Source organism: Leptolyngbya sp. AN02str (assembly GCF_050565595.1).
GTDB lineage: Bacteria > Cyanobacteriota > Cyanobacteriia > Elainellales > Elainellaceae > Kaiparowitsia.
In genome coordinates this window covers 1-22,860 of the sequence record NZ_JBNXVR010000066.1, presented here as the reverse complement: position 1 = coordinate 22,860, position 22,860 = coordinate 1, and the positions used below count along the sequence as shown (strand labels likewise).

The 22,860-nt window shown below is 53.2% G+C and carries 16 protein-coding genes; 8 read left to right on the top strand and 8 right to left on the bottom strand.

Annotation, left to right across the window (positions count from 1 at the left end):
• Nucleotides 1–214: 214 nt before the first annotated feature.
• The 4 genes from ACQ4M4_RS27550 to ACQ4M4_RS27535 are packed head-to-tail and all read right to left on the bottom strand — an operon-like array spanning nucleotide 215 to nucleotide 4,524.
• Nucleotides 215–1,015 (bottom strand): DevA family ABC transporter ATP-binding protein, encoded by an 801-nt coding sequence (locus ACQ4M4_RS27550; RefSeq protein WP_430687695.1) that lies wholly within the window; start codon nucleotides 1,013–1,015, stop codon nucleotides 215–217.
• A gap of 23 nt (nucleotides 1,016–1,038) precedes the next feature.
• Nucleotides 1,039–2,208 carry an ABC transporter permease DevC gene (devC, locus tag ACQ4M4_RS27545; protein WP_430687694.1) on the bottom strand — a complete coding sequence of 390 codons (1,170 nt, stop codon included), beginning with the start codon at nucleotides 2,206–2,208 and terminating at the stop codon, nucleotides 1,039–1,041.
• The gene (gene devC, locus ACQ4M4_RS27540; protein WP_430687693.1) at nucleotides 2,205–3,350 is read right to left on the bottom strand and encodes an ABC transporter permease DevC; all 1,146 of its coding nucleotides are present in this window, start codon (nucleotides 3,348–3,350) and stop codon (nucleotides 2,205–2,207) included. Before devC (ACQ4M4_RS27540) ends, devC (ACQ4M4_RS27545) begins: the two co-directional genes overlap by 4 nt.
• A gap of 4 nt (nucleotides 3,351–3,354) precedes the next feature.
• Nucleotides 3,355–4,524 carry an efflux RND transporter periplasmic adaptor subunit gene (locus ACQ4M4_RS27535; RefSeq protein WP_430687692.1) on the bottom strand — a complete coding sequence of 390 codons (1,170 nt, stop codon included), beginning with the start codon at nucleotides 4,522–4,524 and terminating at the stop codon, nucleotides 3,355–3,357.
• Between the two features lie 292 nt (nucleotides 4,525–4,816).
• Between ACQ4M4_RS27535 and ACQ4M4_RS27530 the strand changes: the two genes are divergently transcribed.
• Entirely contained in the window at nucleotides 4,817–9,829 is a 5,013-nt protein-coding gene (locus ACQ4M4_RS27530) for a CHAT domain-containing protein (protein WP_430687691.1), read from the top strand.
• Nucleotides 9,830–9,890: 61 nt separating this feature from the next.
• On the opposite strand, the gene ACQ4M4_RS27525 is transcribed toward ACQ4M4_RS27530, so the two are convergent.
• Together ACQ4M4_RS27525 and galE are read right to left on the bottom strand one after the other, a co-directional pair.
• Entirely contained in the window at nucleotides 9,891–10,238 is a 348-nt protein-coding gene (locus ACQ4M4_RS27525) for a hypothetical protein (RefSeq protein WP_430687690.1), read from the bottom strand.
• 253 nt (nucleotides 10,239–10,491) lie between these two features.
• Entirely contained in the window at nucleotides 10,492–11,493 is a 1,002-nt protein-coding gene (galE, locus tag ACQ4M4_RS27520) for a UDP-glucose 4-epimerase GalE (RefSeq protein WP_430687689.1), read from the bottom strand.
• A gap of 596 nt (nucleotides 11,494–12,089) precedes the next feature.
• Between galE and cax the strand changes: the two genes are divergently transcribed.
• A complete protein-coding gene (gene cax, locus ACQ4M4_RS27515) occupies nucleotides 12,090–13,163 on the top strand; it encodes a calcium/proton exchanger (protein WP_430687688.1) in 1,074 nt (357 codons plus the stop codon).
• A 56-nt stretch (nucleotides 13,164–13,219) separates the two neighbouring features.
• Here cax and ACQ4M4_RS27510 read toward each other — a convergent pair whose 3' ends face one another.
• Complete coding sequence (locus ACQ4M4_RS27510; RefSeq protein ID WP_430687687.1) at nucleotides 13,220–13,573, bottom strand: hypothetical protein; 354 nt, start codon at nucleotides 13,571–13,573, stop codon at nucleotides 13,220–13,222.
• Here ACQ4M4_RS27510 and ACQ4M4_RS27505 point away from each other — a divergent pair.
• The gene (locus ACQ4M4_RS27505; RefSeq protein WP_430687686.1) at nucleotides 13,572–15,026 is read left to right on the top strand and encodes a hypothetical protein; all 1,455 of its coding nucleotides are present in this window, start codon (nucleotides 13,572–13,574) and stop codon (nucleotides 15,024–15,026) included. The genes ACQ4M4_RS27510 and ACQ4M4_RS27505 overlap by 2 nt on opposite strands.
• 632 nt (nucleotides 15,027–15,658) lie before the next feature.
• Here ACQ4M4_RS27505 and ACQ4M4_RS27500 read toward each other — a convergent pair.
• The gene (locus tag ACQ4M4_RS27500; RefSeq protein WP_430687685.1) at nucleotides 15,659–15,835 is read right to left on the bottom strand and encodes a hypothetical protein; all 177 of its coding nucleotides are present in this window, start codon (nucleotides 15,833–15,835) and stop codon (nucleotides 15,659–15,661) included.
• Between the two features lie 411 nt (nucleotides 15,836–16,246).
• On the opposite strand from ACQ4M4_RS27500, the gene ACQ4M4_RS27495 reads away from it, so the two are divergent.
• The 5 genes from ACQ4M4_RS27495 to ACQ4M4_RS27475 all read left to right on the top strand — a co-directional run bounded on the left by ACQ4M4_RS27495 (nucleotide 16,247) and on the right by ACQ4M4_RS27475 (nucleotide 22,389).
• Nucleotides 16,247–16,897 (top strand): ParA family protein, encoded by a 651-nt coding sequence (locus ACQ4M4_RS27495; protein ID WP_430687684.1) that lies wholly within the window; start codon nucleotides 16,247–16,249, stop codon nucleotides 16,895–16,897.
• A complete protein-coding gene (locus ACQ4M4_RS27490; protein WP_430687683.1) occupies nucleotides 16,897–17,586 on the top strand; it encodes a hypothetical protein in 690 nt (229 codons plus the stop codon). Before ACQ4M4_RS27495 ends, ACQ4M4_RS27490 begins: the two co-directional genes overlap by 1 nt.
• A gap of 204 nt (nucleotides 17,587–17,790) precedes the next feature.
• Complete coding sequence (locus ACQ4M4_RS27485; RefSeq protein WP_430687682.1) at nucleotides 17,791–18,672, top strand: alpha/beta fold hydrolase; 882 nt, start codon at nucleotides 17,791–17,793, stop codon at nucleotides 18,670–18,672.
• Between the two features lie 363 nt (nucleotides 18,673–19,035).
• Nucleotides 19,036–20,823, top strand: a complete 1,788-nt coding sequence (aspS, locus tag ACQ4M4_RS27480) for an aspartate--tRNA ligase (protein ID WP_430687681.1) — start codon at nucleotides 19,036–19,038, stop codon at nucleotides 20,821–20,823.
• Between the two features lie 207 nt (nucleotides 20,824–21,030).
• Nucleotides 21,031–22,389 (top strand): S-layer homology domain-containing protein, encoded by a 1,359-nt coding sequence (locus ACQ4M4_RS27475; RefSeq protein WP_430687680.1) that lies wholly within the window; start codon nucleotides 21,031–21,033, stop codon nucleotides 22,387–22,389.
• The last annotated feature ends 471 nt before the right edge of the window (nucleotides 22,390–22,860 follow it).

Genomic DNA, 22,860 nt, shown 5'->3' with positions numbered 1-22,860 from the left:
ACACCATCTATAGCGCTTGGGCTGCTCTTAGGGCGCTGTATATGTGGGCCGTTCTTCGAGCGCTTTGCCACTATATCAACTCCCATCCCTTCTTGTAAACCCCCTTGATCTCAAAAAAAATTGTATCCACCACAAACAACCGGAACTGTATGCCTCATGCCGATTGAAGGCGATTTATAAAATGCGGACTTGTTTAGCGGTTCTCTTGTTTGCTCTACATGATGAACATGCGGTGTTCTAGATGAGTGGGATCGTGATTGGCTTCAAATTGAGTTAGGTTTTCGTCGGATTCTAAATGGCCATCCACCATGGTGATGATGCGATCGGCTACGTCGAGGATGCGATTGTCGTGGGTGACCATGAGGATGGTGCGGCCTTGTTCTTTGGCGAGGTGCTGCATGAGGGTAACAACGTCGCGCCCCGATTTTTTGTCGAGGGCGGCGGTGGGTTCGTCGGCCAGGATAAGGGGTGGTTGGTTGACGAGGGCACGGGCGATCGCCACCCGTTGTTTTTGACCTCCCGATAGAGCTTTGGGCTTGTAGTCTACCCGTTCGGCTAGACCGAGCTGGGTCAAAATCTCGACGGCACGGCGGCGCTTTTCGGCCCAGTCGCGGGTGAGTTCCACCGCCATTTCTACATTTTGTGAGGCGGACAAGGACTCAAATAGATTATGTGCCTGAAAAATGAACCCAATGTTGCGCCGTACGTTCACCAGTTGGGGGCGGCTCATGCCCACAATTTCGCGGCCGAGTACCTTTAAGCTGCCGTCGCGGACGGTGCGTAACGCTCCGATGAGAGTAAGCAAGGTTGTTTTGCCGGAACCAGATGGCCCGGTCATAATGACGATTTGGCCTTTGGGCAATTGGAGGTTGATGTTAAACAGGACCTGTTTGCGTAGCTCGCCTTGGCCAAAGAAAAAGTTAAGGCTTTGAACGTGCACCGCCCAATCACCCTCGGCTTGTGTTGTGGAGGATGGGATGGGGTTGTCTGGAGTCGTGGCGGCGTTGCTCATCATAATTCCTATTGTACGAATCGAAACTAGGAACCGAATACCTCGGCGGGATCGGCGGCCTGGACTTTGCGAACGGCGATCGCCCCAGAAATGAGGCACATCAACAGGGTGGCGATGAGCAGGTTGAGGCTGCGGCCCAGCGTCATTTGCATGAGGAGTCCGGTGGTGCTGGCTGTGAGGCGATACAGAATTAGGCTGATGAGGTAGCCTGGGACAAAGCCCAAAATACCCAGAATGAGAGCACCCTGGACGACTACTCCCAACAAATAACGATTGGTGTAGCCCATGGCCTTGAGCGTGGCGTATTCCTTCCAGTGGTCGGAGATGTCGGTGTACAGAATTTGGTAGACCAGGATGACGCCCACCGCAAAGCTCATGGTGGTAAGCAAGGTAAAGACGAAGCCGATCGCCGTGTTTTCGCGCCAATAGGTGAGCTCTACATCGACAAACTCATCTTTGGTGTAGATAGAGATGTCGTTGGGCAACTGTTGGCGCAGGGTGCGGGCGATCGCCACGGGGTTGCTACCAGCAGCCAGTTTCAAGAGGCCAATATCCACCGTGCTGAGGTCGCGACTATCTTCATCTGGCCCCAAATTGGAGAAAAACCGCAAAAAGTTTTGATCGCTCATGACCACGTTGCCATTGCCCGAAGCGAAATCGGTGCCCAGGCTGTAGGTGCCGACCAAGCGCACCCGCTTTTCTGCCAGCTCGGTTTCGATGCCGGGTTCAGTGGGGCCTACTTCATCGCGGGATTGATCGTCAATCAATACCGTCCATGGCAGCTTTAAGGCATCGCGATTGGCCAAAATTCCCGGTAGGGGTAGCACGGGTTCGTCAGGGTTGAACGCCAATACCCGTAGGGGGCGCACCTCCTTTGTCACTGGATTTTTCCAGTTGCCCGTGGTGATGTAAAACGCATAGGCATTTTCAACGCCTGCAAAGGCTTGAGCCTGGTACAGCCGTCGTCGGGCAAACTGCTCGGGAATAAACATGGAATATTTAATTTGGCTGACCATGACAATTTCGCCGTTGAGCTGCTGGAGCAGCTGTACCTGGCTGTCAAATAGTGCGTTTTGAAAGCCGCGAAACATAAACATGAGCAGCACGGCAAATGATACACCTGCTAAGGCGGTGAGCAACCGTCGCCGCTCGTAGGTGAGATTGAACCAGGCTAGGGGAGTACGTAGGCGTTTCATGAGAACACATCGGCAGGATCGGCCGAGACGACCTTGTTCACGGAAATGAGACCTGACAGGGAACACATGGCCATGGTGAGCACAAACACGGCGATCGCCCGCCCCAACTCCATGGAAATGGGCAAACCACCGCTCGTGGCTTGAGTCGTGAGTTCATACAGCCCTAGCGAAACGATGAAGCCCGGAATATAGCCCATCACCGACAAAATCACTGCTTCCTGAAGCACCGTCACGAAGAGATAGCGGCTGCGGTAGCCCATGGCCTTGAGCGTGGCGTATTGCTTCATGTGGCTGGAAATATCGGTGTACAAAATTTGGTACACAATCACCACGCCTACCACGCAAGACACGGCCACCCCTAAACCAAAGATAAAGCCGGTAGAGGTTGTGCCAATCCAATAGTCGCGATCGCTCTTGATCATGTCTTCGATGCCTAATACGCGCACATCTGCGGGCAAGACCTGCCGCAATTTTGCCAACACAACTTCTAGATCGGCACCTGGCTCTAGCTTGACCAGACCCAGGTTCACCAGTCGGAGTGGAATCGGATCAAAATAGCGACGATAGTTTTGGTCGCTCATGATGAGCGTGGCATCAGCAGCAAAGGCTCCACCTAATGCATATTGCCCACCAATGACGACCCGACGGCGATCGACTTCTGTTTCGGTACCTGCGGTTTGTGGGCCGTACTCAGGCCGAGAAAACTTGTCAATGAAGACTGTATCGGGCTGTCGCAGAATGGCCAAATTGGTGGGGTCTTGCAGCTCTGGCAGCAAAAACGCTGGATCGTTCAGGTTAAAGCCAAAGGCGAAAATACCTCGGCTCTTCCCCGTTTCAGGATTGCGCCACTGAAGATAACCCATATACAGGGGCATGGTGCGCTCTACGCCTGCGACTCCGGCTGCCTGATAAAGGCGCTCAATTGGAAAAGCTTTCGTTGTGGTAATTTCTAGGGCTTGCGGCGAGATTAGAAAAATATCAGCATTCATTTGCCGATAAAACAAGCTGGCAGTTTTGGCCAAAGATCCCAAAAAGCCCAGGTTCATGAACACGAGAATGACGGCAAAAGCCACACCTGCGATCGCCACAATTAACCGTGTGCGCTCATGCACCAAATTTAGATAAGCCAGAGGAGTTCTCATCGAGCTACCTCACCTCAATGCGCACATCAACCTGTAAGTTGGTGAGGCTGGCGACGGCTTCTCCCTGGTTGAGCCGCACCTTCACCTCTACAACGCGGGCGTCGGCATTCGCGGCGGGGTCATCATCCAGTACGTCATTTTTAAAAATTTGCCAGCCGACCTGTTCTACGGTTCCCGTTAGGGTTTGGTCAAACGCGTTGTTGCGACTGGTGATGGTGGCTTGTTGCCCCGGTTCAACCAGCCCAATGTCGCTTTCGTACACCTCGGCCACGACGTACATTTGGCTGGTGTCGCCCATTTCCAACACTCCACCATCTTGGCCAATGGTTTCGCCACTGTGGGTAAGAATGCGCAAAATTCGTCCATCCTGAGGGGCGCGAATTAACGTGCGCTCCAGTCGGGCTTCGGCAAGCTTGAGGTTTTGCTCGGCAGACGCGACGGCAGACTGAACCTGAGACAGGGTTAATGATGCCCGCTCAGATTGGAGCTGGGCCTGGGCGTTGCGGGCCTCTGCCTGGAGCGATCGCTCTAGGCGAATAAGGCTGGCTTGCGCATTGTTGAGCTGCTCTCGCAGTTGCTGCACTTGGGTTTCTTGCCGATCCAGCTCTTGGCGAGATATGGCGCCTTCTGCATAGAGCCGCTGGTTGCGTTGTAGATCTTGATTGGCCAAATCTAGCGAGGCTTCTAGCTCACGAGCGCGGGCCTGTTGGGCATCTAGTTCAAACTGGGAAGGCTCTTCTACCTGCTGTAATCGGGTTTGGGCTTCTTGAATTTGGGCTTCGCCAACGGAGGTTTGCGCTCGAAGCTGCTGTTGGGCTTCGCTGAGCTGGGCGGCGGCTACATCGCGCTCGGCCAAGCGCTCGTCATAGCTGTCCAGCACCGCAATCACTGCTCCACGCTGAACATCATCTCCCTGACTTACATCTAGCCGCTGAATGCGCTCGCCGCTTGGCCCACCCAGGCGAATCACTTCGCCACGAGGCTCTACCCGACCCAATGCCACCACTTCAACTCGCTGGGGAGTCGTGACGACTTCAGTTTCGGCAGTTTGGTTGGCCTGTCCCAAATTTAGGATACGAGCCATGCCGACACCCAAAAGGGCAAGCGCGATCGCACCTCCAGCCAAACCCAGCAGCCGGGAGCGAGATGAAATATGCTGTTTGCCTGTGGTCATAACGTTTGGTGCTGCCAAATGGAGGGCTTGCTCGAAGTAGGGATTGTTCGGAGATTTGTTAAGAATTTCCCTCATCTTGGCAAATGGGATGGGCTGGGGAATCACCCATTCTGGCGATATCGCGTCGGCGAATTCATGGGCACTGCTGCACCAAGTGCTGGGGCTGACTGGTTTTACCCCTGCTTTTACACACTGAAACATTAAAGATTAGTGTCGCCTGTGCGGATTTTGGAATGGCCTAGCGTAAGTTGGTGGACAGGCTTTTGATCATGGTTGCGGTAGGCGTTTTGCTATGGTGGCTCCTGTTTCTGTCGTCATTCTTTGCTATAACCGCGAGCGCTATTTGGCTGCGGCGATCGCCAGCGTGTTGGCCCAAACCTATCGGAATTTTGAACTGCTGATTTGGGATGATGGGTCGAGCGATCGCTCAGTCGAAATTGCCCAGCAATACGCCCAGCAAGATGCGCGCATTCGTGTGGTAGCCGCCCCTCATCTGGGAAAAACCGCTGCCCGCAAAGCCAGCATTGCCGCAACATCGGGTCCATACATCGGCTGGGTCGATAGCGATGACCTGTTAGCCCCAACTGCATTGGAGCGAACGATCGCCGTCCTCAACCAACAGCCCGTCGTGGGAATGGTGTACAGCAACCATTGGAATATCGATGCCGAGGGCCATTGTCGGGGCTTGGGCCAACGGTGCACCATTCCCTATTCCAAAGATCGGCTGCTGCTGGACTTTATGACCTTTCACTTTCGCCTGATGCGGCGATCGGTGTTTGAGCAGGCGGGTGGAATTGATGCTAGCTGTGAGTATGCCTATGACTACGATCTGTGTCTGCGGCTGTCGGAAATTACAGAAATTTATCACCTACAGGAGCCGCTGTATTACTACCGCACGCACCCCGGCAGTATGTCGTCATCCCGGCGAATGCAGCAAATTTGGGGATCCTATGAGGCGGTGAACCGGGCACTGAAACGACGGGGATTGAGCGATCGCTACGTCCTAGACCTCAAACTTCAGGTTCACAATGGCCGTTTGCGCGAGCGGGTATCGCTCAAGCCGCGACAGGCTTCTTTACCAAAAGCGCGACAGTTGACCCATTGGCAACAGGCAGGCGCGGCGTTACTCACCTTGACCCTCAGCGGTGCGATGGGTGGGGCGATCGCACCCGCTGCCCTAGCGCAATCTATTCTGCCAGCAGCGGATGGTACTGGTTCCGCTGTTAACCAAACCGGCAACACGTATACCATTACAGGCGGCAGCCAATCTGGCAACGGAGCCAACCTATTCCATAGCTTTGAGCGGTTTGGCATTAGCGAAAACGAAATTGCTAACTTCCAGTCCAATCCGGCGCTGCAAAACATTTTGACGCGGGTGGTTGGTGGCGATGCCTCGGTCATTGACGGACTGCTGCGGGTCAGCAACGGCAATGCCAACCTCTTTTTCATGAACCCAGCGGGGGTGATTTTTGGTTCGAATGCGCAGCTCGATTTACCCGCCTCCTTTTTTGCTACAACCGCTACGGGCATTGGGTTTACCAACGGTTGGTTTAGTGCCGCCGGAGCCAACGACTACTCCATCTTGACGGGCAATCCCAGCAACTTTGCCTTCACCCTGTCGCAACCGGGTGCCCTGATCAATGCTGGCAACCTCACGGTGAATCCTGGCCAAAACCTGACGCTGCTGGGTGGGACTGCCGTGAATACGGGCACCCTCACAGCCCCCAATGGCACCATTACCCTGGCCGCAGTACCAGGCACGTCGCTAGTGCGCATTAGCCAAACGGGCAGCTTGCTTAGTTTGGAAGTGGATAGCTTGAGCACGCCTTCTGCCGCCGCCGCCACGGAAGATGTCAACCCGATCGCCCTGGCTCCTCAATCACTGCCACAACTGCTGACAGGCGGCAGTGTTACCAGTGCGACTGGGCTCATGGTAAACCCGGATGGCTCGGTGCAACTAACTGGCTCGGGACTCACGATTCCAACCACTGCGGGAACGGCGATTGCCTCTGGAACTATCAACGCCTCTACCCCCACCGCGGGTACACCAGAAGTGAATGTGTTGGGCGATCGCATTGGAGTGATGAATGCCACCATCACCGCCAATGCACCCGCAGGAGGCGGCACTCTGCGCATTGGGGGCGACTACCAGGGCAATGGCAATGTCTTCAACGCCACCCGCACCATCATCAACAGCAGCTCAACCCTATCGGCCAATGCCACCCAAACGGGCAATGGCGGCAATGTGTTTGTATGGGCCGATGATTTAACAGTCTTTGATGGCACCATTACTGCGACGGGAGGCCCCAATGGTGGCAACGGCGGCTTTGTAGAAGTGTCGGGTAAGCAAACGCTAAGCTTTAACGGACAAGTGGATGTCAGCGCCTTCAATGGAGCCTTTGGCACCCTCCTGCTCGATCCCGAAAACATCATCATTTCTACCGCAGCCGATGACCCAGCCACCGTCACTGCGGCACTCCCCGACATTTTATTGAGTGACTTTCCAGGTCAAACTATCACCATCAATGCCACAACGCTTGCGAGCCAGGGTGGCAACATTATTTTGCAAGCTGCCAACAACATCACATTCCTTAGTGATGTGCCCACGCTGAATTTTGTGGGCGATGGCGAAGGCCCACCCGATTCTGTCACGTTTGAGGCGGGCGGCGCCTTCAACGCAGGCTTCACCAACTTCATTACCAATGGGGCTAGCTTTACCATATCTGCCGCCAGCATTCTCACCAATGGTATTGACACAGAGCCGCTCACGATTGGCCCACTTGGAGGCTTGATCTCACTCACTGCAACGGGTGGCAACATCACAACGGGCGAGATTATAACCGCTGGAGGCGCTGTCACAATGACAGGAGCCAGCATCAACACGCAGGATATTAGTACTGGAAATTTCGCCACAGGCGGCAATCTTTCTCTCACCGCAACGGGTGGCGACATTATCACAGGATTCATTGGCACCGATGCGGGCGATGTGACCATTGATGGGTCAGGAAATGTCAGTATCTTTGGCATCTTTACGGATGGAGGAGCTGTAGACATTGATAGCTTCACCATTACAACTGGGGATATTGAAACCGAAAGTTTTGGGTTTGACCCAAGTGGAGATGTCACGCTCATTGCAGATGGAGATATCACCACGGGGGATATTAGTACTCTGGATGCATCTGGTGCAGGCTACGGGGCCGGGGATGTCACCGTGCAGAGTACGAATGGAAACCTCGTAATCGGCAGTATCGAAACCACCAGCGTGGATGGAATTGCTGGAAATGTGGTACTACGGGGAGATTTGGTCGCCATCACAGACTTCATTTTTGATGCATCGTCAGAATCGATAACGCCGTTCAGCATTTGGACGGAGGGGGCCAATGGGGACGGCATCGTTGACATTACTCATGCGGGTGGGCCGTTGAATATTCCTTTTGAGGTGGCTTCTTTGGCCTCCCCGTTGACGAATGGTACGGTGGGTTTCATCAACACAGGTGCTGGGGAGCTAACTGCGGGCAGTTTTCCGGTGTTGCCTGTTGGAGGCTCTGCGACTCTGCCCTTAGGGGCGATTGGGATTACGATTCAATCTGTGAATAGTGCTCCTACGCTGTTGGCTGGGTCTACATCGACTTCGGTTGACCCGGGTGATTCGGCAACATTTGTTCTGAGTTTCTCGGTGGCAGATCTGAACTTGGATGTGACGGTTGTGCGAATTGCATCGATCGCACTTGGAGGGACGCTGACGCGAGGTGGTGTACCCTTGGCGGTTGGCGATACGGTGTTGAGCACGGATGTGCTGGTGTTCACTCCGGCTCCGGGAACGACGGAGCCGATTACGGCTTTTACGATAGAAGCTGGCGATCTCAACAACAACGTGCCTGTATTGGCGACTTCAACTCCGGTTGAGTTTACGGTGTCCATTAATCCGCCACCGCCACCACCGCCGCCACCGCCACCGTTCGACCCACCAGTTGAGCCAGTGCCGGATCGGCCAGATGTGAATCCGCCTCCAGACTTGCTAGAACCGAGTGGGCGATCGCGCCAAATTGATACTCGAACATCCCAGCTTGAGGAGGGGCTGAATGATGAGTTTTCGCCCTTGGGTGATCCCATCGAGTTCAAGACCTTGGATGATGCTCAAAACATTGCCCAGGAAATTGAACAGGCCACGGGTGTGAAGCCCGCATTCATTTACATCAGCTTTTTGCCAGCGGGTGGCGATCTGCTGAGTACCGTTGTGACTCCTAACGCGACCGACGAGCTGGAACTGGTGCTGGTCACGTCTCGTGGCGGGCTGGTTCGGCGACGGGTGCCTGGAGTTACCCGTGAGCAAGTGATGCAAGTTGCCCAGGAGTTTCGCAATCAGGTTACGAATCCGCGCAACGTTCGCAATACCCGCTATCTCGCTTCGTCGCAGCAGCTTTACCAATGGTTTGTTGATCCGCTCATTGCAGAACTGACGCAGTACGAAATTGATAACTTGGTGTTTTTGCCAGCAGCCGGGTTGCGATCGCTCCCCTATGCGGCCATGCACGATGGCAAACAGTTTGTTATTGAGCGCTTTAGCATTGGCCTCATGCCCAGTTTGAGCCTGACCGACACTCGCTATGTCGATGTGCGCAATGCCCAAGTGTTGGCAATGGGGGTTTCGGCCAGCACTCAGGGACAAACCCCACTGCCTGCTGTTCCATTAGAACTCAATACCCTCGCGCTAAAGCTGTGGCCGGGGCGCATTTTCCTTGATGACACAACGACCATCAACAACCTCACCACAGTTCGCCAAGAACAGCCGTTTGGCATTATTCATTTGGCGACTCACGCCGACTTTGTGGCGGGCAGTTTAGACGAGTCCTACATTCAGCTGTGGAATGAGCGTTTGCGCCTCAACGAAATCAAGCAGCTGGGGTGGAATGATCCGCCTGTGGAGCTGTTGGTGCTGAGTGCCTGTAGAACGGCGCTGGGAGATGACATGGCCGAGCTAGGATTTGCCGGCTTGGCAGTGCAAACCGGAGTGAAATCGGCTGTAGCTAGCCTGTGGTATGTCAGCGATGCAGCCACGGCCGCTCTCATGACTCGCTTTTACGATAGTCTGCGCACATCGCCCATTAAGGCAGAGGCATTGCGGCAGGCCCAACTGGCGATGGCGCGAGGCGAGGTCTCGGTCGATGAGTCGGGCCGTTTGCAGGGGTTGGGCAGTGTTGGCAGCACGATTCTGCCAGCCGAAAGCTCGCGAGATATCCTGGGCCAAACGTTGGCTCATCCCTACTATTGGGCTGCATTTACGATGATTGGCAATCCCTGGTAGGTTACGCTGTGGGCTCAGAAGGCGATCGCGCTCATTTACTGTGCCAGTTTAGCGTTCGGGTTTAGCGTTTGGGTTTAGCAGTCTCGTTGGCTAGCTGAGCGCCGTTATCCACCGTAATGTCGGGGGATGACAGGCGCTCAATCACTTGCTCGGCAGTGATGAGCCGCTTGAGCACAACTTGGCCAATGGTATTGGCTTCGGCCTCGGCTTCGGGCGATTGGGGCTTTACTTCCACCATGAGCACGGCATCTTCGACTCGGTACAGCCACAGGCGATCGCCCCGTTCAAAAATACAAAGCGACATGCGGTAAATATGGGGTCTACGCCGCCATGCAGCTTCATTCCATAGGCCGCCCAGTTCCCAAATGCGGCCAATTCCCCATCCTTCCGAGAGAAAAAAATATTTCACGGGCTGCTATCAAATGTTGAGTTTTGCTTGGGTGAATAATAATGATGCCGTGTGGCCATCGGCAATAGGCTCCTTCATCATGGCATTGGAAATCTGAGTCGCCTGCCTGATTTCAACCCTTTTGTTGGGTTGTGCTGGGTGTGCCGATGCCAGATATTGCAAGAGGATTCTGCGTGGACATGTCCGTTGCAAAATCCTCTTGATGATTCATGAGCTTGTTTGGGCCTAATTGGGGCGATCGCCGCCTGATCGCCTACTTTCCGTGGCGAGTTTGGTGCCAGTTCCAGGCGTGGGTCAAAATGTTGCCCAAATCTGCATATTGGGGTTTCCAGCCCAGCACCTGCACCGCCTTTTCGCCACTGCCAACCAACCCGGGGGGATCTCCAGGACGGCGATCGCACTCCACAACCGCAATCTCGCGTCCCGTCACTTGGCGAGCCGTATCAATCACCTCTTTCACCGAGAAGCCGTTGCCATTCCCCAAGTTAAAGATGGTGCTGTCGCCTCCCTTCAGCAAATATTCCAACCCCAGGACGTGAGCCGAAGCCAGGTCAGTGACGTGAATGTAATCGCGAATGCATGTGCCGTCGGGCGTATCGTAATCAGTGCCAAAGACTTTGATGTGTTCGCGCACGCCCAGCGCGGTTTGTAGCACCAGCGGAATTAGGTGAGTTTCGGGATTGTGATCTTCGCCTAGGCGACCTTCGGGGTCCGCTCCTGCGGCATTGAAGTATCGGAAAATAACCGACTTGAAATCGTAGGCAGCGCTAAAGTCTTTGAGGATGTGCTCCACCATGAGTTTGCTCATGCCGTAGGGATTGATAGGACGCTGCGGATGATCTTCGGGAATGGGCACCGTCTCGGGTACGCCGTAGGTAGCACAGGTCGAAGAGAACACAAAGGATTTAATATTGGCTGCCAGCATGGCTTCGAGCAATGTTAACGTGCCAACTACGTTGTTCCGGTAGTATTTGGCAGGTTCTGTCACCGACTCGCCCACATAGGCATAAGCGGCAAAGTGCATGACCGCAGCAAAATCGCGCGATGCAAAGAGCTGATCCAGCAGGGTACGATCGTTGGTATCGCCAACCACTAGTTCTGTCTTCAACACGTTTTCAACAATATCGCGGTGACCGTAGACCAGGTTGTCGAGCACGACCACGTCATACCCGGCTTGCTGAAGTGACAGAACGGCATGGGAACCAATGTATCCGGCTCCGCCTGTAACTAAAACCGTTGGCCGATTTTGCGGCATATACCCTCCTATCTTCTAGGTCTATTGCTTCAGAGTACCCACATTGCTTTGGAAAAGCCGGAAATTATGAAGTAATGCTGAGGTGTCTCCAAAAAGAAGAAATTCGGGGTGATATGGGTGAAATGAGGCCCATGGTTGAATTTTGTTCTTGGTTGACCCGAGTTTTGTAGATGGCTGGGTTGCAAGGTTGGGCTGTGGATTGGGTGCGATCGCTTCGTCATTTCTTCACAGAACGTTCATAAAACTAGCTACAGTTCTAGAGTTAATTCATGCATCAGGATGTTAGATTCTGGTTCATCAAAGCGGGTGCACTCCCGGTGTACGAGCGGCTTTAACCGTGAATGGATGATGTGCCCTAGCTCATTTGGGATAAGGGTTTGGGCAAGTTCAGCCTGTAAACCTATCCGGATGGAATGGGTGCGGCTAAGCTGAGCTGCGATTCGCGCTGGAGGTCGAATGAGCAGGCCGTTGAGCAATCTCTACAGGAAGGGCCATTCCGCTTTTGAGCTTGGGCTTTACGGTAGAGTTAGTAACCTTTTTGACCCCACTCTGCGCCTGGGATTGTCTGTGCGCCTATGGGTTGTCCATCGTATTTTATGAATTTCAAGAAATATATTTCGTTTCCTCTCTTGCTGTTTATTCCTCTGTCGGTGGCGGCAGATGCCTTACATTGGGGTGATTTGGTTGTGTTTATCACCTCGGCGATCGCCATTGCTCCGTTGGCGATTTGGCTGAGTACGGCTACCGAGGAGTTGGCGCTGGCGTTGGGGCCTGCGGTGGGTGGTTTGCTCAACGCGCTATTTGGCAATGCAACTGAACTGATTATTGCGCTGGTGGCGCTCCGGCAAGGATTAGTAGAAATTGTCAAAGCCAGCATTACTGGCAGCATTTTGGGAGATTTGCTGCTGGTGCTGGGGTTAGCCATGTTTTGGGGTGGGCTGAAGTTTAAAGAGCAAGAGTTTCAAAAAATCGTGGTGCGGGTGAGTGCGCCAACCATGGCTCTGGCGGTGACGGCGATCGCCCTTCCCACTATCGTGATCAACACTTCTCAAGTAGTTGATCCGGTTGCCATTACGAACCTGTCTATCATTGCGGCGGCTGTGCTCATGATTGTGTATGGCCTGACGCTGCTGTTTTCGCTCAAAACCCACAGCTACCTGTACGACGTGGGAATGATTAGCCAGCCCAATCCCAATCTGGTAAAGCCCACACACATCGGCATGTGGGTGGGTGTGCTGGTTGTGAGCACCCTTGGGGTTGCCATTGAGTCGGATCTATTTGTGGGAGTGGTAGAGTCCGTCACCAATACGTTTGGCCTGACGCCGCTGTTTACCGGGGTGATTTTGCTGCCGCTGTTGGGCGATATTGCGGGTTACGTCACGGCGGTGCGGGTTGCCACGCAAAACAATATGGATCTGACGGTGTCGATCGCGCTGGGATCAAGTTTGCTGGTGGCGCTGTTTGTGGCTCCGGTGCTGGTGCTGGTGGGCCAGTGGATGGGCCAACCGATGGATCTAAATTTCAACCCGTTTGAGGTGATTGCGATCGTGATTGCGATTACTGTTGCCAATCTCATTAGCTTGAGTGGGCGATCGAACTGGCTGGATGGGGCGTTGCTGTTAGCCACGTACATTGTGCTGGGTGTGGCGTTTTACTATCATCCGGCGTAGGGTGGCGCGGTGCTTATCTTTGCAAGCGGGCGATCGTGCAGTGGTATGCCCATGCATCAACTCATGGCATCAATCCATGACATGAATCCATGACATGAATCCATGGGTATCATCTGATGTGGCAGGGGAGATGACGGGCTGAGGGAGAATGCTCTGGTTTGGCACGGAAACGGGTCATGTTGCGCAACATCCGTGACGGCAAGCAGGAATAAACTGTAGACTTTGGACAACAGAATTCGTATCAGCCTTATCTGAGCTTGAAAGGCAGCATATGCCAGATTTTGGGTTCTGTTGTCAATTCCTGATTGAATCTGGATTCTGCGGATTTGAAGCTCTCGCCTATCTGCACCATCCGGCTTCATCATTTGCGTTGTTTTTGGCTGCAAACCATCGCTCTCTTCTTCTGACATGAAGTCCAAGTCCCTTAAGGCTAGCTATACGCTGACTGCGGCCACCCTCGATGAGGCGATCGCCGAGTTGTCGGGCTTGTATGTGCGGGCAACCAAAGCAGCGGCTCGGGTGGTGAGGCAATCGACGGGGTTTCCATTGGTGAACATTTGCAAGTCGCTGCTCGATGATTGGCGCAATGGCAAGCATCCCTACCAACCCGGCGAAATCACACTCTCCTTTGGCGATGAGTTGGATTTGGAAGCTGATTTACTGATTTACTGCCCTGTTGAGGGCGATCGCCTGCTGTATTCTCGCAAAACGCCACGTCCCCTCGGCCAGCTTACGTTGCCCATTGAGGAAGACCTGGTTGTGCAAATAGCCAAGCAAATTCGGGCACTGAGCGAAACGCTTACGCAATTAACCGACCATCAACGGGCGATCGAAACGCGGCTGCAAGCTTTGATGCACCAAGCGCCCACTCCCGCTGCTCCATCTCTATCAGAACCGGCATCCGCCACAACCCAGCAGGTGCGATCGCTGCTCGAAGCCCAAACAACTTTGCTATCGCAAATGATTTCGCAGCAGGTTGCCAGCCAAATTTCGGCAGCAGTTGATCCACTCATTCAACCAATTCTGCAACGATTGGAGGCGATGCAACTGCAGCTCGAGCAACTGGCATTGCAGGTTGAGTTGGCCGAAGACCCGCCTGCACCCCAAACCGAGGCAGAGTGGCTACAGCGCATTCAAGAAACATGGGGCACGGTGGGCGACTACGAGCAATACAGCACCAGCCACCGCGATGCCAATGTCGAAACTCCGCTCTTTCACACGCCGGATTGGGTGGCTCTGTGCGAGTTGGACTGGGCGCGCAATCTGTCGCCAATGCTGGCTGCACTGTATACCTTCATACATGGCCCGGATGGGGTTGGCTACAGCGGGGCAGATGTGTTGCAACAATTTGGGCAGCATGTTGATCCCCGAACGGGCGATCGCTACTACATTTACAAATTGGGTGGATTCTCGGCTGCAGAAGCCCTATGGCAAATGGTGAGCCATCCCCAATATTCCTGGCTACCCGAGTTGAAAAAGCTGAGTGCGATCGCACCTCGTTATCCCGATGTGTTCAAGCTGTTTGGCTGGGAAAAGGAGGCGATCGCAGGCTTGGAGCAAGTAGTCAAGCGGGCTCAGCAAGAACGAGGCCGCCAGCAAACCTACAGCCAGCAGTCACAGCATTCCCAAAACTCGCAGCATTACAGTGCGACTGGGGCCCGCGCGGGCAACTCCCTAAGCGATCACTTAGCCGTGCTCAACATTGGCCCCTTTGTGCCGATCAATCAAGAAACGCTGAAGCAAGCCTACCGACAGGCCATGAAGACTGCACACCCCGACGCAGGCGGTAGCAAAGAACGTGCCCAACGGGTCAATGAAGCCTACGAAGCAGTTTTACGGCATTACTTTCCCAATGCGATCTAGAACGCGATCTCGCTCAAACTGGTAGGGTTCGTGTCACGCTTGGGATTTGGTGGAATCTTTTGTGGGGTTGCTTCGGCAACCATGGGTGCTTCGGCTGATCCAGAACTGACGGGGGCTTAAAAAATCAACCAACTGCGAGTTCTGCTCGCAAAACAGTTGATTCGCCTCTGGAATTGGTGCTTGATTCTGTGTTGACAAAACACAAGGCTTCCAAGTCTAGACCTGGAAGCCTTGTGAATATGAAATAGAAACTCTAGCCAAGTCACCAAATGCTAAAAAAACTTGGTGGTGTTGCCCATGCCTACCGTAAAAGTGGTTTAACCACCATCCAGCGCCCGGTGTCGGGATCTCGATAAGTGGTAAAAGGGTTGGGCTGTAGTTGCTTGTGGTTTGTTTGCTTCAACTCAACTACCAAACTCTTTTGCTCGCGATCGCTCATGATGATGCCCCCAGCAGACGTGTGCCAAACGTTTGCACTTTCCAAAAATTCTAAAAGCACTCTTAAAGCAGTGGGGTGGCTGGTCTCACCCCTCATACCCCTGCTGGTTGTCGGCTGGGATTGGCTTTGGGAGCAAGGCTTAGACTGCAACAGATGGCGATCGCGGCTAGATCGGGGTCAACAGAAATCAGCCCTAATAGGTAGTATCCAGCACGGGAGGGGTTGAAACAGAAGCTGTTTGGTCAACTGGAGCACGCTGAACAGCCGACTTGAGCAAAAACAGAAAAGCGGCCCAAACCACAACAGTAGCTCCAATCTCTAGGAGCTTGAATCCTGAAACTTTGACCATGGATTGAGATGTGCGTTTCATAGGGCGGAGTAGGGTAATAACCGAAGAGAAAAGTCTAGGGAACCAACACTAAGAACATCTCTCCGTGGAATTTCCGGTGTAATTTCACAGAGGGATATATATCTGATACTCAATAATCTCTGTAAAATCTTGGAGATGGTGTGTGGCTAAATCTAAGCTTTATCGTTTCGGCGTAGCCGTTCATCGAAGCTTTATGATGATGGGAGCGATCGCGCCGCAACGTGTATCAATTATTTAGCTCAGGTTGGGCTGATGCTGTGCTTCCCCCAAACAAGCGAAGTATCAAGTTGCATGTGGGTTTGGCAACGCCTTGCCCACAAGGATGTATAGTCAGCCCATAAGGTAAACGGTGCATCCCAAAAGATTTGGCCTAATATTGGTACCGTGTTGGATAGAGCAAGGACACGCCTGGTGAAATCAGCCTCGAACGCCCCCAAAGTGCTGGTGGTGATGAATGGAAAGGGAGGAGTTGGTAAAACCACAACTGCTGTCAACCTGGCTGCAAGTTTGGCCGATAAGCATCGGGTTTTACTGGTGGATGCCGATCCCCAAGGTTCGGCGTCGTGGTGGGTACAGCGCAGCCGCAAGGGAATGGAGTTTGCCATTACCCAGGCAACCGATGTAGGCCACCTAAAAACGTTGCGATCGCAAAAAGACTACACACTAGTAGTGGTAGATACCCCACCGGCCCTCGATTCAGAGGTTTTGCTCACATTGGTGCCCAATGCCGATTATTTGGTGTTGCCAACGCCGCCGGCTCCCATTGACTTGGCCGCATTGATCGAAACTGTAAAATCGACCGTGATGCCGACTCAAACAAGCTATCGAGTCCTGCTGACCCGGGTTGATCCCCGCAGCTTAAACGAAGCGCTGGAAGCCCAAAATACATTGATGGAACTGGGAATTCCGGCCTGCAACGCCTTTATCCGAGCATATAAAGCCCATGAGCGAGCCGCACTAGAGGGGATGTCGGTGTTGCAGTGGCGTGGAAAAAATGCACGAGAAGCCGAGGCGGATTATCGCCGAGTTGCAGAAGAAATTCAACGAGACTGGAGGAACTAATGGCTAGTAAACGGCGCTTATCGGATGTGTTGCGTGAAGAAGCGGGCGGCATGCAAAAGCCTGCCGACGGTGCAGCTAAGCCAGACGAAAATGACAAAGCAACGACAAAATCATCTGCTCGAAGTCGGAGCGCTGCTGCCAGAGGCACAACCGCCAAAACCACGGCGAAGACCAGTGCGGCCCAACCCACCGCCACTGCAAAAACCACGACCACGTCTCCCAGAGCCGCTAGCAGAGCAACCACCTCTGCCCAAGCAGACGATACAGCTACCTCCGCTGCTGACTCGGTTGATGAGCTAAAAGCGGCGCTGGAAAAAGCGCTGGAAAATGAGGCGATTCTACAGCGAAAAGTTGAAGGGTTGGAGCAGGAACTCGCTGAACAGGTTGCATCTGTGAAAGCATTGCAGGCTGATACTCGCGACATGGCCAAGCTCAAGCAAGAGCTAGACGACGCAAAGTCCATGATTCTGCGTTTGTCAGAGCAAAAAGCTGAACAAAAGCCGCCAGTGGCCGAAGCTGCAAAGCCTGCGGCTCAAAAAAACAGTGCTCCACTGGCTCCAGCAACTCGCAAAGCCGAGTCTAGTGCCCACACCACCTCGCTAGAGCTAAGGCGGGTGCTGCAAAGTCCCATCTCTCCGGAACCGCCATCTACCCAGCTCACCAGCAATGATATTGGCTGGATGGATTAACGGTCTGCTAAGAGATGCGAGTGAAGGGTGCAGCATCGCCTCGTCCCGCCTAGCGACGGTTTTTGTAGGTTTTTGTATAAGTTATCCTCCAAAGTTTGCCTGATAAACATGGACTGCCAAAGCCTGAACAAACTGAGGGCTGCTAAGTTGAGGGTTAAATCAGTGAAAACAGGGATGGACTAGACGCGAGTAACAATCAGAGGTATGCAACAATTCCAACCTGTGGGGTTTTGCCAGCAGGCGATCGCCACGTCCTTGGGAGTGATGGCCTATTACACACAAGTGTCTAACCTTGTGGGTTTGGAGAATTCGCCTGCGCTGTTTTTGCACAGTTTGGGCGGTGGCTCTTCGGCGTATGAGTGGTCGCAGTTGTATCAACAGTTGGGCGATCGCGTGCGGGTGATTGCCCCAGATCTGATTGGTTGGGGACAGTCGGCTCATCCGGTGCGGGACTATCAGGTAGACGATTATCTGCTGATCATTGAGGAACTCATTCGGGCGTTGAAGTTACAGCCGGTTACGGTGTTTGCCTCGTCGCTGATGGCAGGAATAGTTGTGCAATTGGCGGTACGGCAGCCAGAGCTGTTTCGTCAGCTGGTGTTGGTGTGTCCGTCGGGCTATGGCGACTTTGGGGCCGATTACCGTTATGGTGTATCGTCCCTCGTGGCGCGAATTCCGGGTGTTGATATGGTGCTTTACACCTTGGGAGCTGCCAATGCTCTGGCAGTGCGATCATTTATGCAACGCTTTTTGTTTGCCAAGGGCGATCGCATTACCGACGACATTGTGGCAGCCTATGTGGCTTCTGCGCAGCAACTAAATGCCCAATACAGTGCGCTGGCCTCGTTGCGGGGTGACCTATGTTTTGACTTAGCCCTGTACTTGCCCCAGCTCAAGGTGCCAACAGTAATGGTGTGGGGCGATCGCGCCTGGTTTAGCAAGGTAGAAACTGGCAAACGTTTGGCCTTGCTGAATCCAAACGCAATTCAAGAATTTTGTGTGATACCCGAAGCGGGGGTGTTGCCCCATTTGGAAGTACCTGACCAGGTGATTGCGGAGATAACCCCCTTTTTGAAACTCAACTAGCCTGAATCCAGCGCACTTAGCGTGCAAACGCTTGCTATGGGTACTTCAGCTTATCCATAACTCACGTTGCAATAGCACTGGGCAGATCATCTCTGCAAACCCTCATCAACTCGTCACTGGTCATATCTCTCGGTTGAGTGCGTATCGGCTTAGCCTTTTGTCACCATTTGCGTAAAGTGATAGCGATTTTGCCGATAGGTGACTATTCGTTAACTATATTATTGACGATTCATTGATCCCAAAACGTGCATGTGTCCTGTTTCCCACAACTTTTTGGGAAAGCGTTCAGGAATGCAGCCAATACAGGATAATGAAAGGGTTTTCTTAAATCCTATTCACGATTTACTACTGCTCATTTCTGCCATGCGAAGTCACTACTGCGGTCAACTACGCGCCAAACACGTTGGAGAAACGGTAACTCTGTATGGCTGGGTCGATCGTCGCCGCGACCACGGAGGTGTCATTTTTCTGGATGTGCGCGATCGCTCAGGAATTGCTCAAATCGTGAGCGACCCAGAGCGCACGCCCGACTCCTACGAAGCTGCCGACAAGCTACGGAATGAGTACGTGGTAAAAATCACTGGCCGGGTTACAGGTCGTCCACCCGAGTCGCTCAACCCCAAACTGCCTACAGGCGAAGTTGAAATCTACGCTGACCAAATCGAACTACTGAATTCTGTTCGCAAGCAGTTGCCATTTCAGGTTTCCACTGCGGAATCAGAATCGGTGCGCGAAGATTTGCGTTTGCGCTATCGATATTTGGATCTGCGGCGCGATCGCATGAGCCGAAACCTGCAACTGCGCCATGCCGTTGTTAAATCCATCCGTCGCTTCTTAGAAGACGAAGAAGCCTTCATCGAGCTGGAAACACCCATCCTCACTCGCTCCACGCCCGAAGGCGCACGAGACTATTTGGTGCCCAGCCGCGTTAACCCTGGGGAATTCTATGCACTACCACAGTCACCCCAGCTGTTTAAGCAAATCCTGATGGTGTCCGGATTTGATCGGTATTACCAGATCGCCCGCTGCTTCCGCGATGAAGACCTGCGCGCCGATCGCCAGCCTGAATTCACCCAGCTCGACATGGAAATGAGCTTCATGAGCCAGGAAGAAATTCTGGATCTTAACGAGCGACTCGTTTGCCACATCTTCAAGCAGGTGAAGGGCATTGATTTGCCGCGTCCCTTTCCCCGGTTGACCTACGCGGAAGCCATGAATCGCTATGGTTGCGACAAGCCCGATACCCGCTATGGCCTGGAATTGGTGGACGTGTCGGATGTGGTGGCTGGTACGGGCTTCAAGGTCTTTGCCGATGCGGTGAAGCAAGGCGGCATTGTGAAAATTCTGCCTATTCCCGGCGGCAACGATGCCATTTCTAACGTGCGCATCAAACCTGGTGGAGATTTGTTTAAGGAAGCCTCGGAAGCGGGTGCTCGCGGTCTAGCTTACATTCGTGTTCGCGAAGGCGGCGAAATTGACACCATTGGTGCCATCAAGGACAACCTGACGGATGAGCAAAAGCAGGAAATCTTGACCCGCACTGGTGCACAGCCTGGTCACCTGCTGCTGTTTGGCGCTGGCGATACCGCTACGGTGAACAAGACGCTGGATCGCCTTCGTCAGGTTGTTGCCAAGGAGCTGAGCCTTATTGATCCTGATAAGGTGAACCTGCTGTGGGTGGTCGAATTCCCTATGTTTGAATGGAATGCCGATGAGAAGCGGCTGGAAGCCTTGCACCATCCCTTCACCGCACCCTATCCCGAAGATGCTCACGACCTGAAGACAGCTCGCGCCCAGGCTTATGACCTGGTGTATAACGGCTTTGAAGTGGGCGGCGGCAGCCTACGGATTTACCAACCCGACTTGCAACAACAAGTCTTCGAAACGATTGGCTTGTCCGAAGAAGAAGCCCAAAACAAATTTGGCTTCCTCCTCGAAGCATTCGAGTTTGGCACGCCACCCCATGGTGGCATCGCCTACGGTCTGGATCGCCTCGTCATGCTGCTAGCAGGTGAAGAGTCGATTCGAGATGCGATCGCCTTCCCCAAAACCCAACAAGCTCGCTGTCTGCTCACCAACGCCCCCAACGATGTGGACGACAAGCAACTCAAGGAACTACACATTGCCAAGGTAGAAAAGCCCAAGGTGTAAGGGTTTAGAAGTTAGGGACTGGAGGCTAGGGGAGGAGAGGGAGTCGGGATTTGGGAATCGGGAGTAGCCGAACTACGAGCCGCAGGCTCTGGTTTTCCCATTAGTCCCTCAATCCTAGCCCCTAGCCCCTTCCCCTACTGCCCACTCCCTGCTCCCTACTCCCTCCTTTTGCGCTAGCGTGGTATTGCTGATTTCGAGCTAATGCGTGTGGTCGTTCGTCGATTTGCTGCGGTAGTGGGCCTTTTGTTCGCTGCTACATTACCCCTAACGGCTTGTTCTGGATTGTCACGAGAGTCGCTGGAGCGATCGCTCGCCCCAGATCCAGCTTTGCAACCAGGGTCTGGCTTAGAGGCCAGAGCCTCTTTGCCGCCTGATTTTCCCAGTGTGATTCCCCAATATCCTGGGGCGGCCTTGCAATCAGTAACGCTAGTTGAGCAAGCTGTAGCATCGGAAGATGCGGGTGCCGTGGGTAGCCCAGAAGTGGTGACTCGTTGGCAAACACGAGACTCTGCGGAGCAGGTGCAGCAATTTTATCAGCAGCAGTTTCAGCAAAATCGCTGGCAGGTGCAGCCTTCTGCAAATGATGAACTCGTTGCATTGCAGGAATCGCTACAGGTTCGCATCACTTTTTCGAATAACGATGCAAGCTCGAATGAGGCTACACCAACGGCGATCGCAACGTCTCAACTTTCGGATGATAGTCGTTCTGCATCGAACTCAAATGCTGATGCAGCCAATGCTACGACCGATGCTGCTAGCCCTCAATTAACGACAACAGAGTTCACGCTGAGTTACCAGACCACAGGGGACTTGGTATCTGAAATCAATCCCAGCCCATCAAATGTAGAACCGTCGCCCATTACGTCGGCAGGTCAGCGCTATGGCGATGTAGCAGAGGCACCTGAGCAGCTACGACCATACCTGTCGGATTTAGCGGCACTAGGTGTGCTGGATGAAGGCAGTGAGTTTAACCCAAATGAGCCAGTGATGCGACGGACGTATGCTCGTTGGTTACTAGCAGCGAATAATCGAATCTATGCCACTCAGCCAGATAAGCAAATTCGAACAGCTGTAGAGTCGTCACAGCCCGCGTTTCAGGATGTGCCTGCATCGGATCCCGATTTTGCTGAAATTCAAGGGCTGGCCAATGCAGGAATCATCCCTAGTCCGTTATCGGGCAATACAACAACGGTGGCGTTTCGACCCGATGCGCCGTTGACGCGGGAAGAATTGTTGTTGTGGAAGGTGCCACTGGATATGCGGCGATCGCTTCCAGAGGCCAGTGTCGATGCAGTGCAACAAACCTGGGGCTTTCAGGATGCAGCACAGATTGAGCCCAAAGCCTTGAAAGCAGTACTGGCTGATTATCAAAACTCCGATTTGGCGAATATTCGTCGAGCTTTTGGGTTCACCACTCTATTTCAACCAAAGGCAACGGTAACTCGAGCTGAGGCTGCAGCGGTTCTGTGGCGGTTCGGGATGCAGGGTGAGGGCATATCCGCACAGGATGCTGTCCGATCGCCACAACCTACACCAGAAGCAGCTTCTCCTCAAGCTAAAGGCTAAAGCCAAGTAGAAATAATGATTCTCTACGGATAGTTCTTCTTCCCAAGACAATACTTCAGCTTAAGCTGAAGCCATCAGTCCATAGAACAATGAGCTAAACAGTTTATAAAACAGTTGATGACCAACTACTCACTGTGTTCTGAGAATTAACCGACAATGAATCTCGCTGCTTAGCTTTGGCTGAAGACTTTGCTTAAGCAACTAATAGTTCAACAGCTAAAAATATAGTGGTAGCTCTGGCTGACCTTTGCGGATTAGCAAATTGAGCTGAAAAGGTTTTGTGAGTAAAAAAAATTACGCTCGTAAAATCAACCCCGCAACCCATTGTGTGCAAGGCTTACAAAGCATTTCAGTTTTTCTGCAGAAATTGCTTGACGAGATAAGGTGGAGGTAGTTATATTAGTAAAGCGGTCGAGGCGGTGCCGAGCGAAAGTGAGGCGAGCGCGAGACTTGCGACCGAACCTAGAAAGC

Bases quoted from the DNA above. Each gene is read 5' to 3' on its own strand.
- ACQ4M4_RS27550 (WP_430687695.1), bottom strand. From the start codon at position 1,015: ATGATGAGCAACGCCGCCACGACTCCAGACAACCCCATCCCATCCTCC.
- devC (WP_430687694.1), bottom strand. From the start codon at position 2,208: ATGAAACGCCTACGTACTCCCCTAGCCTGGTTCAATCTCACCTACGAG.
- devC (WP_430687693.1), bottom strand. From the start codon at position 3,350: ATGAGAACTCCTCTGGCTTATCTAAATTTGGTGCATGAGCGCACACGG.
- ACQ4M4_RS27535 (WP_430687692.1), bottom strand. From the start codon at position 4,524: ATGACCACAGGCAAACAGCATATTTCATCTCGCTCCCGGCTGCTGGGT.
- ACQ4M4_RS27530 (WP_430687691.1), top strand. From the start codon at position 4,817: ATGGTGGCTCCTGTTTCTGTCGTCATTCTTTGCTATAACCGCGAGCGC.
- galE (WP_430687689.1), bottom strand. From the start codon at position 11,493: ATGCCGCAAAATCGGCCAACGGTTTTAGTTACAGGCGGAGCCGGATAC.
- cax (WP_430687688.1), top strand. From the start codon at position 12,090: ATGAATTTCAAGAAATATATTTCGTTTCCTCTCTTGCTGTTTATTCCT.
- ACQ4M4_RS27505 (WP_430687686.1), top strand. From the start codon at position 13,572: ATGAAGTCCAAGTCCCTTAAGGCTAGCTATACGCTGACTGCGGCCACC.
- ACQ4M4_RS27510 (WP_430687687.1), bottom strand. From the start codon at position 13,573: ATGTCAGAAGAAGAGAGCGATGGTTTGCAGCCAAAAACAACGCAAATG.
- ACQ4M4_RS27500 (WP_430687685.1), bottom strand. From the start codon at position 15,835: ATGAAACGCACATCTCAATCCATGGTCAAAGTTTCAGGATTCAAGCTC.
- ACQ4M4_RS27490 (WP_430687683.1), top strand. From the start codon at position 16,897: ATGGCTAGTAAACGGCGCTTATCGGATGTGTTGCGTGAAGAAGCGGGC.
- ACQ4M4_RS27485 (WP_430687682.1), top strand. From the start codon at position 17,791: ATGCAACAATTCCAACCTGTGGGGTTTTGCCAGCAGGCGATCGCCACG.
- aspS (WP_430687681.1), top strand. From the start codon at position 19,036: ATGCGAAGTCACTACTGCGGTCAACTACGCGCCAAACACGTTGGAGAA.